At 61.3% G+C, this 13,665-nt stretch carries 8 protein-coding genes; 2 read left to right on the forward strand and 6 right to left on the reverse strand.

Annotated elements, in window-relative coordinates:
- The 5 genes from VGN12_07425 to VGN12_07445 all read right to left on the reverse strand — a co-directional run.
- Positions 1-963, reverse strand: a 963-nt coding sequence (locus tag VGN12_07425; GenBank protein ID HEY4309267.1) for a DUF1598 domain-containing protein, incomplete at its 3' end; no start/stop codon positions are given.
- 303 nt (positions 964-1,266) lie between these two features.
- Positions 1,267-2,502 carry an Ig-like domain-containing protein gene (locus VGN12_07430; GenBank protein HEY4309268.1) on the reverse strand — a complete coding sequence of 412 codons (1,236 nt, stop codon included), beginning with the start codon at positions 2,500-2,502 and terminating at the stop codon, positions 1,267-1,269.
- 149 nt (positions 2,503-2,651) lie between these two features.
- The gene (locus VGN12_07435; protein ID HEY4309269.1) at positions 2,652-3,734 is read right to left on the reverse strand and encodes a hypothetical protein; all 1,083 of its coding nucleotides are present in this window, start codon (positions 3,732-3,734) and stop codon (positions 2,652-2,654) included.
- A gap of 243 nt (positions 3,735-3,977) precedes the next feature.
- Entirely contained in the window at positions 3,978-4,880 is a 903-nt protein-coding gene (locus VGN12_07440) for a hypothetical protein (GenBank protein HEY4309270.1), read from the reverse strand.
- Positions 4,881-4,910: 30 nt separating this feature from the next.
- Complete coding sequence (locus tag VGN12_07445) at positions 4,911-5,594, reverse strand: DUF1080 domain-containing protein (protein ID HEY4309271.1); 684 nt, start codon at positions 5,592-5,594, stop codon at positions 4,911-4,913.
- Between the two features lie 296 nt (positions 5,595-5,890).
- On the opposite strand from VGN12_07445, the gene VGN12_07450 reads away from it, so the two are divergent.
- Positions 5,891-6,739 (forward strand): rhomboid family intramembrane serine protease, encoded by an 849-nt coding sequence (locus tag VGN12_07450; protein HEY4309272.1) that lies wholly within the window; start codon positions 5,891-5,893, stop codon positions 6,737-6,739.
- A 104-nt stretch (positions 6,740-6,843) separates the two neighbouring features.
- Here the strand turns inward: VGN12_07450 and VGN12_07455 are convergent, their stop codons facing one another.
- The gene (locus VGN12_07455) at positions 6,844-10,674 is read right to left on the reverse strand and encodes a HEAT repeat domain-containing protein (GenBank protein HEY4309273.1); all 3,831 of its coding nucleotides are present in this window, start codon (positions 10,672-10,674) and stop codon (positions 6,844-6,846) included.
- Positions 10,675-11,293: 619 nt separating this feature from the next.
- On the opposite strand from VGN12_07455, the gene VGN12_07460 reads away from it, so the two are divergent.
- On the forward strand, positions 11,294-13,489 hold the full coding sequence (locus VGN12_07460; GenBank protein ID HEY4309274.1) for a hypothetical protein: 2,196 nt from the start codon (positions 11,294-11,296) through the stop codon (positions 13,487-13,489).
- Positions 13,490-13,665: the final 176 nt, after the last annotated feature.

The raw sequence follows: 13,665 nt of genomic DNA on the forward strand, positions 1-13,665 counted from the left end.
GTTTTCGAGCAGGAAATCTTCCTCGGTCATGGCCTTTACACCAGGCCCACGCAGTTCCCAGGCCAGACCGTCAGCGTCGGTCAGCAGCGGCTCGTAGTTCGTGGCCAGCCACCAACGCGGCATGGCCGAGCCCTTCAAGCCCGGCTTCACCATGTGCAAATAGCTGGGCAGGCCGTTGATCGGCGGCGGATCGAAGTTCATCGCCAGCCGCTTCATGCGATAATCGGCGGCTACCAGCACGCGGGCGAAATGGCTCGTCGCCGGCACGCCGGTGAGCGTGATCGTTTGTGGGCCGAGCTCTTGTTCGATGCCACGCAGCGTAGCTTGCGGATCGGCGCCGATCGTTTGCTGATACTTCATCGCCTCTTGATAGCGGCGCAAACCTTCGGCCGTGGGATCGATCGAGCACGAAATGCCTCCCTGCGCGGCCTGCATGGCCGAACGGAGCGCGACCAAGAGATCATCGAGCAACAGCACGGCACGGCCTGTGTTGGCGCCGACGATCTCGCCCGACTCGCCAACCTTCCACCCTTCGCCAAAGCCGGCCAGCACGATGTCGTTCTGCTCGGGATAGACGAAGACGTAACGCAGCCGCTGCAAGCCGGCCAGGTATTTCACATCATCCGGCAAGTCGCGATTCTTGAGCCGGTAATCGTCGATCGTGGCCATCAGCCCACGCAAAGAGATCTTCCGCAGCTCGGTCGGCTGCGCCAGATCGCCCGGCACCGCAGCCAACGCTTTGACGCGCACGTCGCGCAGCTTGTGAAGATTGTCTTGCTGCGCATTGGCCAATACGCCATCAGCATTGATCGAAATACCACCCACCGCCCCGGCAAAGAACCCGGTGCTGGTGAGCCCCTGTTGAGCGAAGCTCGCACTGGACCACAACGCGCAGTCGAGCGCGAGAATGGTCGCGAACAGCGCTGCGGAACGTCCAAGGGCGACCGCAATCCGCTTGCACATGGCTCTTCTCATCACACCTGTTCCCCGTTTCCAAATTTATGCGCCGACCCCAAGCGCCGCGCTACTGTGGCCGCGGCAACCGGCCATATCGCATTCGCACTGTCAGCGACCAGGAGAGGCCGCGAAATCCCCATAAATAAGAGTAATCACAACCAGTTAGCGTAAGCAATAACCTGGGCGCAATACGGCATTTGGCCCAATTTTTTCGATTTTCACGGGAAATGCCGCCTGCTGAAACCGCCGGGAGCTGGAAGTCTGCCAATTTCCCGTCCGCCGAGAGGGGTGGCGCTGTGGCCGGAACTGCTATTCGGACGCCGAGACCACGAACGGACGGGCGACAGTCTCGGTCTCGATCCGTTCGCGGATCGGGCCGAAAGTGTCGACGTCGAAGGCACGGCCCACGGCGTTGCCGGCCAGATCCTCGAGCGTCGTCTCAATGACCAGCCGGTATTCACCCGCCGGCCAGGGCACGTCCGGCGTGAACCGCCAGTGCGTTTCGCCGTCCGGGACGTCGATCTGGCCCGCGATCGGTTCGTCCGTCGCGCTGGTCACGTGCAAGACGCGTAGCAGCAACGCGTGGTCGAGCGGTTCGGGAAATTCGACGCGCAGCGGATCGCGTGTGCCGGCCGCGGGCGAGGCAATCTGCCACGCCGTGATATCGATTGGCGTTTCGTCGGCGGCGCCGGCGTGAAATGATTTACGCAATCCCGAGCGCAGCGGACGGCCATGCGCATCAGGCCAGTCCGCATCAATGACCAGCGTGTAATCGTGCCCTGCTTCGAGCACGGGCCCCAATTCCTCGCGCGGCACCAGGCCCCGCTTCACGCGCCCCGGGTCCAACAAGAGCGTAAAACGTTGCATGTCCCGGTCCCACAGCTCTTCGCCGAGTTCCAGAAACACAGCCGGCATATCGCGTCCCTCGGCATCAACCAGATGAATGTGTCGGTACGCTTCGCCACGGCTCATCGGCGCCGAGAAGTGCAGGTAGAACTTCAATTGATTTTCAGGGAGTTGATCCGCGGTCGGATAGATATGCGCGATCTCGGCAGTGGGCGCGATGACCGGCGCGGTTGAAAACTGCAACGTGACGGGTTCTGCAAAATTGCGTGTGCTACTCAATTGCGGGCGATTGAGTAGCACACGATAATCGAGCCCGGCGCCGAACGGATAACGCGGCGTGAAGCGCAACGCCTGGTCGACAACCGTGGTTGCGCCGGTGATCGGCGGCAGATCGTCGTTTGCCTGCGCACCGACGAAGACTTGCAAGACCGTGGCACGCTGCGCTTCGTCGAGTGCGGCGAACGCCTGCAGCTCGTTCGCCGCAAGGCCGACCAGATCAACGCTGGTGGCGGGGTCACTCCCTATTTGATTGAGCGTTAGCCGCAAGTCGGCGGGTGCATCGCTTGACGCCGCACCGGCCGACGTTTTGGTGCCCGGCGAATCGCACCCGCCCAGGCAACACAGCATTGCAACAGCGCCGATCACTAGCGACGCCGGGTGATAGTGATCGCGCCAGGCAGAAAAAAGAACCGTCAACATTTGCGATCGAATGCCGAGCAAGTCGGAGCGCCCCCGTGTTTCGCACGCTCATAGCACGTGCCGCAGGGAATCGTCTGCTACGTGGTAAAAATCTCCTGCGCTCGCCGAACATCGCGGCGAGCGCAGGAGCCGAAATCGTTATGGCACGTTTACGGAAGCTCGATGGCTCGCAGGGCGAGCGATCCGCCGTCGTTGCGCACCAGCAGCACGGCGTGCCCTTTGTCGAGGCGATCGAGTTGATCGACTTTCTTGAACTCTTCGATCGTCGAATACGGCAGACCGGCCACATCGGGAATGCGCTCGGTAATGCCTTCGGACTTGTCGATGTTCGCCAGGTCGACCTTAATCAGGCCACGGGCACTATTGGACATCAGAATCCAGTCCCGGCCATCCTTGTTGTAGACGACCATGTCGAGCGGCCGGTTGTGATTCCCTAACTCGGCGACCGTGGTTCCTTTGACCTTCGAGCCGGGCTTCAGTTCGGCGACCGGAAATTTCACGAGCGGCGTGCAGGTGTAAGCAGCCAGCACGTTCGGCTGCCCAGCAACGTCGAACACGGCAAACGTGCGAACGGGGGCCTTGGTTTCGAAACGGCCGTGCGAGCCGTGATAGATTTCTACGCTCGCTCCCTTATCGACTGTGCCGAACGGGAACGGAATCATTCGCAACTGCGAGGCGAATTCCTCGTTCGACAGACCAGCCACGAGCACCTGCCCGCCGGTGAACTGTAGATCGGTCGTCACGTCCTGACGTCCCTTGTCTTGCGGAGCATTGGGAATCGCGGCGGACGAATACGTAACGTCGGTCAGCGGGAACTCGGTGATCTTGCCCGCCGAGTCGATGCGAATGATCGCCGGCTTGGCATCGGGCCCACGCCCGCGCGAGACGGTGAGAAAGCTGCTGCCGGTTTCGGGATTCACGGCCAAATCGTTGATCAAGATTTCGGCCGTCGCGATGCCCAACAGGGCCGCGATCTTTTCATCGACCTTATCGACGATGACCGGCTGGCCGGCCGTTCCGCTCGAAGTATCACCGGTGGCGATGGCATAGATCATCGCCCCCAGCGTGTCACCGACCAGCAGAACCCCCTCGGGAGCGAAGGTGGCGGGCCCAGCCGATTTCAAATCGGGCGTTCCTTTTTTCATGCCCGAGGTCAGGCTGGCGGCCGCCGCCGGAGCGCATAGCACCGTGGCCAGCAATCCGGCAATCAGCAAATGAAATCGCGTCGACATGGCGATGCTCCTCGTTGGGTGGCGAGCGTTCCCGAACAAAGACGCTCTCGTAAGTATCGAGATGCGGGAAAGCAGAACATGGCGGCTCGACTCTCGGTCAGCCGCAGTCGGTGAATGTAGCTGCTCGTAGCCAGCCGGTCCACAAAGCGCAAGTCCGACGACTTACTTTGGGGGGAGAGGAATCTGCGTGAGCTTCTGGCGCGTAGATGACGGGAAAGAAAGTTACCGCCCGCAGTTCGCGATTCATTCAAACCGCGCTGGATCGATCTTCGCATTCACGATCCAGTTGCTGACTTTGTAATGCTCCTTGACGGAGAGGAATTCCTGTCCCGCCCGGGTCACGACATAGTTCGATATGTCGACCATCTCGGGCAGCCAGACGCCGGGAAAATGCTCGGAAAATTGCCGGGCGTCGGCCTGGTAGTGCAAAGCCCACGGACCGTCTTCGCCGTACCGCATAAACGTTTGCCGGCGCACCACCGTGCCTCGTTCGTGATCGATCCAGAACCGAAGCTGTGAAGCGTATTTTGGCTTAACAATTGGTTGCACTTCCAAGACGGCAACCGGGCGATCCTCCCACACATCGCTACTAACAACGTTCGCCTTACCGTCCACGAGCAGCTTGCTGATCGGCGTGCCGAGATGTTGGGTGGTGATGTCGAAAGGGGATGAAGTCGCGCCTCGTAGCGTCTCCGTAACACCTCGCTGAACACTCGGCGGACTATCGTCAGAGCGCGAACTGGTGATTCGATATCGGCCACTCGTTCCGTCGAATACAGAATTGTATATCCATTCGCGGACAATCCTTTCCCCGTCGACGCGCACGTTCGTTATCTGAAAGTGGGCTTCCGTTCTCCCCTGCCCGCTGCTTGTCATCTCCCATGTGACTTCGCCTCGTCGGGTCATCGAGACAGCGTCATCCTCGATCATATTCCCCCGTGGAAGCTCTGTGCCCGGCTTCACGTAGTTAAATGCATCGATGCACAGATACGTGGCCTGCAGGCTTTCCAGTGCCTTCTCATTCGATGCGAGGCGCCGGACAATTTCGTCGACCGAGGGTGAACTCGCCGGTGCTTCATTGGCAAGCGCCGCAAAGCTCGTCAGCCCCGCGACGGCGAAGAGGAGTAGTCCAAAGGCGTCGGTCATCGTGACCTCGGGCAATCCCTGCGATAGAGCCTACAACTCGCGAATTCGAATATTGCGCCACCGCACCTCGAGCGGCTCGCTGCGATCGCCGACGCCGTGAACCTGCAGGGCGATAAAGCCACTCTTGGTCATGTCGTCTTTCAAATCCGCGGCCGGAACGTCGTTCAGCCAAGTGCGGAGCGAATCTCCCTGGCAGACCACGCGCACCTTGTTCCACTCGTTTTGCCGGAACGCCTTTTGGGCGGGCTCGTTTTTCTTCAAGTCGTTCAACCAGCCGCGCCGACCTTCGTCGTAGATGCCGCAACTCCAGGCCCGGTCCGAGGGATCGATTTCGACCTGGTAGCCATGCACGCGGCCGGCGGGAATGCGAATCGTCTTATCCGCGGTCTTCAACTCCGTCGGTTGGTCGAAACATTGGCTGCGGATCTGGATGCCCGAGTTCAGCGTCGGGTCGACCTTGTATTCGAGCTCCAGTTCGAAGTCGCCGTAATCACGGTCCGTGCAGAGGAACGAATTGCTGGTCTTCGGGACGCTGGTGCCGATGATCTCGCCGTTTTCGGCGCGATACAGCGCCTTGCCGCCGCGTTGAATCCAGCCGTCGAGGGTGCTGTCGTGAACCAGTGGCTTCCAATCCGATTCGGCCGCGCGGGCCGTGAATGCTATCAAGGTCACGACGGTGAAAGCGAACGTCTGGGCGAGAACTCTCAGGGGCATGAATCGTTCCTCACTTGGGGCATGATCGCGTGCGAATTCTGCGGCAGCAAAAGTCTGGGTAACTGCCACAGCGGTCGAATTATCTCACCGCGACCAGCGCCTCACAAGCAGCGGGGCCGGCCTGAAAACACGTACGATCGCCGTGCAAGACCGCACCGTCCGACTGAGGGCCATGCCCAGTCGGCCAGCCGTAGGCTAGAATTTCACTGACGCGCGGCGGCCCTCAGCGCTCGCGCGATTTCCTCTGCGGCCAGACAGCGCCGCGGATTGCCGCCCGCCAGGACTTCGAGAACACCATGGGTCTATACGACCGAGAGTATATCCGCGACGACCGTCCCGGCTTCTCGCTGAGCGGCGATCGCTCGATGGTCACGAACCTGATCCTGGTGAACGTGGCGGTCTACCTGTTGGATTGGATGAGCGGCGGCGCGCTCGAAGACAAACTCTCGCTGAAAGCCGATCTGTTCCAGCACCCGTGGGATTGTTGGCAATTGCTCACGGCCGGGTTTGTCCACTCGCACAACTTGGCGCATATCTTAGTTAATATGCTCGTGCTCTATTTCTTCGGCCGCGAGGTCGAAGGGATCTACGGGCGGATGGAATTCCTGCGCATCTATTTGGGCCTGATCGTGCTCTCCTCGCTGGCGTGGGTCCTCGTGCATTTCGTCGAAGGGGAAGAGTTCGAGACTATGGTCGGCGCATCGGGCGCCGTGATGGGAATCCTGGTGCTGTACGTGCTGCACTTCCCCAAGCGGATGATTTACATCTGGGGTGTTTTGCCCGTACCGGCCTGGGCGCTGGCGATTCTCTACGTCGGTTCGGATTTCCTGGGCTTCATCGGCCCCCCGCAGCGTGGTGGCCCACGCGTGGCGTATGAAACGCACCTGGCCGGCGCCGCACTGGCGGCAGTGTACTTCTACTCGCACATTAATCTGGGGCGGTTGCTCCCCGGCGGACTGCGTGGTTGGCGACCAAAGCCGCAACTACGCGTGCATGATCCGCGTCTGGATGGGGGCGAGTCACTCGAGGCGCGCGTCGATGCGCTGCTGGACAAGGTCTCGCGACAGGGAATCGACAGCCTGTCAGACAGCGAGCGAAAAATGCTCGAAGACGCCAGCCGGCGCTATCAGCGGCGTCGGTCTTAGCGGTAATTAAACACGCCGGCGCGTGGCGGGATAGCGTTACGTTCCCTCACTCTGCCCTCTCCCGGAGGGACAGGGGTTACTGGGCTCGATGCATCAACCGACGACTATCGCTGCTTGACCCGCACGCGTTGATTGTCGACGCCTTCGGCTACCGTGCTCGGCTTGCCCGACGGGGCCGCGATATAGGCGAACAGGTCGGCGATCTCTTCCAGCGTCAGCGTGTTGAACAGCCCCTCGGGCATGGCCGACTTCTGGCTCGGAACGATCTCGTCGATCTCGTTGCGCGGGATCGTGATCTTTTCACCGTTGGCTTGCAGCACGATCACGGCGCCGACGCCGGCTTCGCCGACGATACCTGTGAACTGCATGCCGCGTTCGGTCTGTACCGTCTTCGAGGCGTACTGATCCGAGATGACATGCGAGGGATGAATCACGGACTCGACGATTTCCTTGCGTTGAAAACGCTGACTGACGGTCGAGAGGTCCGGACCGATGCCTTCACCGCGCGAGCCAAAGCGGTGGCATTTCACGCACTGCGCCCGGTCGAACACTTCCTGTCCGCGCTCGCGGTTGCCGTGCATGCCTTCACCACTGGCGAGGAAGACAACGATTTCGTCGACGGTCCACTTGTTACCGGCAGTTTCCTTGGGCAACGTGGGGGCGGGCAGGTCGGGATGTTTTTCCTGGAACCAATTCTGCCAGGCGGCCATCGTCGCTTCCCATGAACTGTCGCTGGTCAGTTGCTCACCCGTCCATTTGGTGAGCAGCACAGCGGCATCTTTGGCTCCGCTCTCACCCAACCGCAGGCCGCACAAGATCGCCTGGCGAATCTGTTCGGGCTGATCGGGCTTGCGATCGACGGTCGTCAATTGCGCGATCACTTCTCGGCCGATGCCTCCTTCGACGATCGGCAGAGCGCGAACCAGGAACTCCCAGTTCTCGCCCCCCGGCTGTTGGGCCAGCCCGATCGCCAGGTCCTGCCGACGATTCGGCTCGGCGTCGAAGCGTTCGCGTAGATAGCTCATCGCACGGGGCGTACCGCTGCGCGCGAGCACTGCCACGATGCCGATGCGCAGTCTCTGCGCGGACGGCTGCTCGAGCGTTTGCAAACGGCCGTCCAATACGATCAATTGCTCCAGCTTGTCGCTGCCGATATTTTCCGGCAGATTGGCAAGCGCGGTGAGTGCCGCCGTCGGGGCCAGCTCGCCGTGAGCCAGTACTTGCATCTTTTCCTCTTCGCTGAACTTGGCGAAGAAATCGCGCCCGAAGTTATCCAAGTACAGCCCGTAGCTGTGCCCGCCGTTCAGGTCGCGACTGTGCTCATAGAATTCCAAGAGCGCGATCTTCTGATCCGTGCTCCAGCCTGATTCCAGGAACCGTGCGTGCGTCGCGGTGTGGATCTTGTCCGGCATGGGATCCTTGGATTCCAATTCTTCCAGCATCCGGGGAATAATGTCGGATTGTTGCAAATGCACCAGCAGCCGCACCAGCTCGCGATTGATCGTTAAATCGCGCGAGGGATACTCGCGTTCCAGTTGCTTAGCGACCTCGGGCACGTCCTTCACGGTCAGACCGCCGCGATGCATCGCGATCTGCATCAAACGCAACAGGTCGACGAAGTCGGGGTCGCTGACGTAACCTTTCATGAATTCGCCGCAGCGAGCTACCACGACCCGGGCTAGATCGGGATCCGCGTCCACCGCCTCGAGCGCCGCGGCACCGATCAGAAATTCGCGCAGCTTGCGCGAATTCAGCACTACGTCTTGCCATTCGTCACGCGGCGATTGTTGCAGCGCCCGACTGGCGGCGGTGGCGACATAACGATTCGGGCTAACGGCCAGGTCCAGCAGCTTATCTACCGGAGCGCTGCCGCCACTGCGCACAACTGCGTCGCAAGCGTTGCGGGCTACACCGGGATCGGGATCGCTGAGCATCGAGATCAGCGCCCGAGCCGTCTTTTCATCCGGATGCAGGCCCATCAACACGGCAACCTTGGTGCGCACCTCGGGAAACTGGTCGGTCGAAAGTTTGACCAGCAAGTCGCCCGTGGGGAACGGCCCGAGCAATTGCATCAAGTCCAAGGCACGGGTACGGTCGGCCGGCTTATTCTTCGGATTGCTGGCAATGCCGATCAACTCCTTATCCCATTTGGGACCGAGCTTTTGCTGAATTGTGGCGACCTTTTGCCGGCCCCAGGCACTATCGAGCTGTGGCTGATAAATGGCCTCGACGGCGCCGGGGGTCGCCGGGCGCGGCGGAGCTTTGCCCGTCCAGACGACGCGATAGATGCCGCCGTCGGTGCCGCGTCCCCCAGTGCAGAAATAGAGCCAGCCGTCGGGACCTACTTCGATGTCGGTGACATTCAGCGGGCGACCTTCGAGGAACACTTCGCTCTTGGCTTCATAGGTGCCGCGCGAGGGGGTCATCTTGATCGCCAAGATTTTTCCCTGCGACCAATCGCAGGCAAACAGCGCGTTGTGATAACGCAACGGCATCGAGTAGTGGTTGTAGACCACCATGCCGGTGGGCGAGCCGCGCCCGACATTCAATGTGGGGGGCAGAGCGTCATAGAAATACTCGGGCCAGTTGGCCCAACCACTGCGCCAGCCGAATTCGCCGCCGGCCGTGATGTGATTGATACGCGTGGGGCGATACCAGGGCAGTCCTTCGTCCCACTCCATGTCCGAATCGAAAGTAAACAAATCACCCTGGCGGTTGAAAGCCAGGTCGTAGGCATTGCGGAAACCGCCGGCCACGGTTTGCACGAAGCTACCTTCGGTGTCGGTCCGCAATACGACGCCGCCCGGCGCCTTGATGCCCACCGCATGACCGCCTGCGTCTTCATACCGCGGCTGTACCAGGTCCCCTTCGTACCAGTGATGATGGGGGCCTGCGCCTTCGACCGGTGAAATGCAACTGGTGTGGTTGCCGATCATGACATAGATCAGACCATCGGGCCCAAGCACCATGCCGTGCGGCCCGTGCTCGTGCATCTCGCCTTTGAACTTCAACAGCAGCTTGACCGTATCGGCCTGACGATCCTGATTCTCGTCGGTCAACCGATACATGCCGATCCCTTCAGGACCGTCGCCGATGGCGAAGACGTTGCCATTGAGCGGCAGAATGCCTTGGCAACTCTTTAGCTTGTCGCAGTAGGTGGCGGTTGTATCCGGAACGCCGTCCTGATCGTTGTCCGTGATGATCAGCAGTGGGCCTCCCTCGCGCGAGGCAAGGATCTCGCCGAATTCATTAAACGTCATCGCGATCAGCGAGCCGGTATCCTCCGCCTTCAAGACGCGCTCGACGCGAAATTCCGGCGCGATCGTAAAGCGTGCGACTTGCGCACCATCGGCAGCCGTGACTTGCTTGCCCCACGGAGCGGCCTCGCCGAACTCACCCAGGACTTGCGCCATGGGCCAGGCGGCATCGTCGAAACCGGGCTTCTCCCAACCGACCGTTTCATGATCGCTCGTGCGCCAAGTGGCATCGGTCGAATGCGAGACGTCGGTGCTCCCCTTTTGGCGCACCGTGACACGCGCCACCAGGCCGGCGCTTCCGGCGGTCGTGTTTTCGGCACGGACCGCGATCGTATTGGGCCCGGCTTGCAAGAAGCGTTGAATGTCGTAGCTCTTCAGCTTTTGCCATTCTTTGCCCGAGCCGACCAGGCGACCGTTCACGTACAGGTCATAACGATCGTCGCAAGTGATTTGCACTTTGCCTTGTTCGACATCTCCCATGTCGAACGACTTGCGGAAGAAGCAACTTTCGGTGGGCACCTGGTCCTTGGGGCTTTTCGCGGACCAGATCCACTGCGTCTCACCGGCGTCGACTTTGATTTTCAAAGTGTTTTGCGCGCGGGCCGAATCGGCGCACTGCGCGCCGCAGGCGAGAAGAATGATCGCGAATTTCGCGACGGTCGAGGCAGGCGAGTGCATGGCTAGTCATCCATGACAGGGGAAAAAATCCGTGCGAAGCGCTCCTGCCATCAGCAGGTGACGAATCGCACGATGAACCGCGCCGCTTTAACTGCGTCGATCTACATTGCGCGGCACACTTGCGTTGTTAACGAAGCAGCGCGCTCTTTAGATCAACGATTCCTTTCCTTCTGCCGTGGCGATGAAATCCCTTTCGCCGGGCAGCCCTTTAGAAATTTGCGGCGGTAGACTACCACCGATTGGCAATTTGGATCAACGTCGGTTATTGGCGCGGATTCCACAGGAGCAGGACATTTACTCGCACCGCAAGAAACAGGAGGACGAATCGCACGTTCTCACACGCGCGGATGATGCGCTAGCTACTCGTGCCAGCAGCGCACTGATGTCACGACAAACTCGTCGCGATCGGCAAAGTTTGCCAAATTCGCTCAATCCCCGACCGGCGCCACGCCGATATCTCCCGCGGCTCGATCTAACGCGCCGCGGTCCGACCGACTCGCGAGACACATACTCGCGCGCCGGTACCGCAAGCGTTCGATTTGCAGCCACCGGCGGCCACGGTCCGTCGAATTTGTTTCGCTAGCGGCAACGCCCCGATGCCAGCATGTGGGAGGATAACGTGAGTCAGCGACCCCTTATTCCGGTGATTTCCGGCTTCGTTGCCGCCGCAGGCCTGACGGTGCTGATCGGTCACGGGCTGGGAATGCGCGGGCAGAAGTTCGAAGGAATTTGGCAGTCGCTCATGGCTCCGCGCTCGGCACATGCGGCCGACAGCTCGGCAGCAACGGTGCCCCCCGGTCCCCCTCCCACGATTCACAATCCGTTCGTCGATGGCGACGCGAGTCCGGCCAAGCCAACGGCCAATCGTTACGCAACTGCCACGACCGCCCCACAGACCGAGTCACGGCCGCGCGATCGTTATCGCGACAACCCATCGCTCGAGCCGATTCGCCCGCGACGGATGAATCCGCAACTAACGGCCGATACCGACCATGGCAGCGACGCCGAAATGCCGCCGGCTCAACCCACCGTAAAGACGCCGCTTGTCCAACAGGCCGTGCCAGCAAAGCCGAAGGCGAACCGCTATGCGGACACGACCCTAACGCAGCCAGCGCGCTACCAAACCGTAAAGACGGTGAACGAGCTCGCGGCGCCGACGGAACCGGTCACCGAACTGGTGCCGGAGCAGCTTGCCGCTGAGAAACCCGCTGTGTCGTCCGGCGAGATCATGACGGTCTCGCACAACGATCCTTTGCCTGAGGTCGCGCCGCAGCCGCAACTGGCGCCGGAACGCGAAATGTCCGAACCTGCGATCGATTCGCCCGAGCCGACACTGGCCGCTCCGCCCGAGGCACCGACCACGGTCGAAAGCACCGATACGCCCGAACCGAATGACGTGGTGGCCGAGCCGCGACCGCTGTCCCTCCCCGAAGAGTTGCCGGTCTCGGATATTGGCGACCAGCGTGGCGGCGTAACGCTGCAATGGATCACGCCCAGCTCTGTCTCGGTCGATCAGGAAGCGACCTGCCAGTTGCTGGTTCGCAACGTCAGTGATGCGACGGCACGCTTCGTCGCGGTCGACGTGCAACTGCCGGCCGGCGTCGAGTTTGGCTCGGCCGAGCCGAAAGCCCAAACCGAAGGGCAGCGTCTTACCTGGGAACTCGGGGACATGGCGCCTGGCTCGTCGCAGACCGCGCAAGTCACCTTCACGCCGCGGCAACAAGGGGATGTGACCCCGCGAGCGGCCGTGACGTTCACCCGGCACGTAGCGGCCACGATACAGATCGTCGAACCGCGATTGGCCCTGGTCGTCGAAGGACCGCGCGAGTCGATCGTCGGTCAGCCGACTCCGTATCAATTTCGCGTGACGAACAAGGGAACCGGTCCGGCCATGGGCGTCAGCGTCGAGGTGGCGCCCAGTGACGGACTCGAAGCGGCCAACGGCTCGCAATCGCGATACACAATCGGCACGCTCTCGCCGGGCGAGTCCCGGCACGTTCAAGTGATGATGTCCGGTTCGCAACCTGGCGACTGCAGCCTGCACGGGCGGGCGTTCATCGATCAGCGTCCGATGGATAAGTCTTCTTGTTCGATCCGCATTGTCCAACCGGCGCTCTCTGTGGCGATGGACGGACCGAAGCTGCGGTTCGTCGATCGTCGCGCTGCATACACGATCACGGTACAGAACCCTGGCCCCGCGCCGATCGACAATGTGCAATTGCTCGAACAGGTGCCCGAAGGTTTCCGCTTCGTCGAGGCCAGCTCGGGTGGCAACTACGATCGCAACGTGCGGCAGGTTGCCTGGTTCGTCGGCCGCCTGGAAGCAAACGAAACCGCGACCGTGGGCGTGCAACTCATGGCGGTCGAAGCGGGCGATCATCGCCTGAACGCCGCAGCCAAGGCGGACTGTGGTGTCGTCGGCGAAGCCGAGACCACGACCCGCGTAAAAGGTGCGCCGCATGTCACGATCGACGTCACCGAAGATGATGATCCGGTCGAGATCGACGGCGAGACGATGTACCGCATTCGGCTATCGAACATGGGCTCGACGCCAGCCCGACGCGTGCAGTTCGCCGCCGAGGTGCCGCGTGAGATGCAAATTCTCGAAGCCAATGGTCCGGCCGCCGGCATGATCAAGGGACAGCAACTGGTCTTCCCGCCGATCGACGTGCTCGAACCGGGTCAGACCACGGCCTACGAGGTGCATGTGAAGTGCAAGAAGGCGGGCCAGGTGCGATTCAAGGCCTACTTCCGCAGCGAGGATGCCCCCGATCCGGTGCTGGAAGAAGAAGCCACGCGAATCTACGCCGACTAAACGCCGCAAGTCATTCCGCCCAAGCGGGGCGAATCGAAATATAGAAGGGCCGGACTCCATCGCCTGCGGGCGGTGGAGGACGGCCTGCTTCTTTTCCTAGGGGGCGTGCGTCCCGCCCGCCTGCAACGGAACGTGCGAAGGGAATGCAAACCGCCATCAGAATGACGAATGCCGAA

The sequence above is a fragment of the Pirellulales bacterium genome, from assembly GCA_036499395.1.
Classification (GTDB): domain Bacteria; phylum Planctomycetota; class Planctomycetia; order Pirellulales; family JACPPG01; genus JACPPG01.

Bases quoted from the DNA above. Each gene is read 5' to 3' on its own strand.
- VGN12_07430 (HEY4309268.1), bottom strand. From the start codon at position 2,502: ATGTTGACGGTTCTTTTTTCTGCCTGGCGCGATCACTATCACCCGGCG.
- VGN12_07435 (HEY4309269.1), bottom strand. From the start codon at position 3,734: ATGTCGACGCGATTTCATTTGCTGATTGCCGGATTGCTGGCCACGGTG.
- VGN12_07440 (HEY4309270.1), bottom strand. From the start codon at position 4,880: ATGACCGACGCCTTTGGACTACTCCTCTTCGCCGTCGCGGGGCTGACG.
- VGN12_07445 (HEY4309271.1), bottom strand. From the start codon at position 5,594: ATGCCCCTGAGAGTTCTCGCCCAGACGTTCGCTTTCACCGTCGTGACC.
- VGN12_07450 (HEY4309272.1), top strand. From the start codon at position 5,891: ATGGGTCTATACGACCGAGAGTATATCCGCGACGACCGTCCCGGCTTC.
- VGN12_07455 (HEY4309273.1), bottom strand. From the start codon at position 10,674: ATGCACTCGCCTGCCTCGACCGTCGCGAAATTCGCGATCATTCTTCTC.